The sequence below is a fragment of the Allobosea sp. 05T422_2 genome (assembly GCF_056396265.1).
In genome coordinates, this window is record NZ_JBFTLD010000520.1 from 1 (window position 1) to 1203 (window position 1203).

General features: G+C 68.6%; 2 protein-coding genes. Both read left to right on the forward strand.

Annotation, left to right across the window (positions count from 1 at the left end; genetic code table 11):
- Positions 1–559 (forward strand): triose-phosphate isomerase (gene tpiA / locus AC1DJT_RS36775; protein ID WP_476836071.1); only part of this gene is annotated, 559 nt, incomplete at its 5' end.
- Positions 560–718: 159 nt separating this feature from the next.
- Positions 719–1120, forward strand: a complete 402-nt coding sequence (gene secG, locus AC1DJT_RS36780) for a preprotein translocase subunit SecG (RefSeq protein ID WP_113515446.1) — start codon at positions 719–721, stop codon at positions 1118–1120.
- Positions 1121–1203: the final 83 nt, after the last annotated feature.

Below are 1203 nucleotides of genomic sequence, written 5' to 3' on the forward strand. Positions count from 1 at the left end.
GGATTGCGGTGAGCAGGAAAGCGGCGCGTTCACCGGGGAGGTCTCCGCCGCCATGCTCGCCGATGCCGGCGCCGGCTATGCCATCGTCGGTCATTCCGAGCGCCGCACCCTCCACGGCGAGACCAATCCGGTCGTCAAGGCCAAGGCCGAAGCGGCGCAGCGCGCCCTGCTGGTCCCGATCGTCTGCGTCGGCGAGACGCAGGCCGAGCGCGCAGCCGGCAAGGCGCTTGCCGTGGTCAGGAAACAGCTTCGCGGCTCGGTCCCCGATGCGTCGACGCCCTTGACCCTCGTCATCGCCTACGAACCGGTCTGGGCTATCGGCACCGGGCTGACCCCCACCGCCGCCGACGTCGCCGAGATGCACGAGGCGATCCGGAGCGAACTCGGGAAGCTCCTTGGCAAGGCGGCGGCCGCTGGTGTGCGCTTGCTCTATGGCGGATCGGTCAAACCGTCCAACGCGGCCGAACTGATGAATGTCCCCCATGTCGACGGTGCGCTCGTCGGCGGCGCCAGTCTCAAGGCCGAGGACTTCCTCGGCATCGCACGCGCCTGCCGCTGATCCATGCCGTCGCGTTGACGGCGGCATTGCACGAATGACGCAATTGCCGGGTGGTGCACCCGGCAACTGCATGCTATGTGCGCCGCCGAGCCCGCAATTGGCGGACATGCGGCGCGGGGCACCTTGTGGCGGCCCGCGTCATACCTATTTCGTGGGATCATGCAGAACGTTCTCATCGTCATCCATCTGATCATCGTGATCGCGCTCGTCGGCGTGGTCCTGCTGCAGCGTTCCGAGGGCGGCGGCCTGGGCATGGGTTCGGGCGGTGGCGGTGGTGTCGGCGGCTTCATGACCGGCCGCGGCCAGGCCAATGCCCTGACCCGCGCGACGGCTATCCTTGCCGGGCTCTTCTTCCTGACCTCGATCGCTCTGGCGATCATGGCGACCCATGGGCGGACGCAGCGCTCGATCATCGACGGCGCGCCGGGAACGACTGCTCCCGCGGCACCGACCGGTCCAAGTGCTCCCAACGCCGGAGGCGGCGTGCTCGACCAGTTGCGCCAGATGCAGAATCAGGGCGGCTCACAACCGCCGACACCGCCGGCAGCGCCGCAGCAGTGACGAGGACAGGGCAGGGGCCGGGAAACCGGCCCTTCTCTTTTGGGGAAGAGCTGGCGGAGGTCCGGCCCTTCTCCGTTGTGGAC

Excerpts from the sequence above, each read along its gene's own strand:
- secG (WP_113515446.1), top strand. The coding sequence starts at position 719 with ATGCAGAACGTTCTCATCGTCATCCATCTGATCATCGTGATCGCGCTC.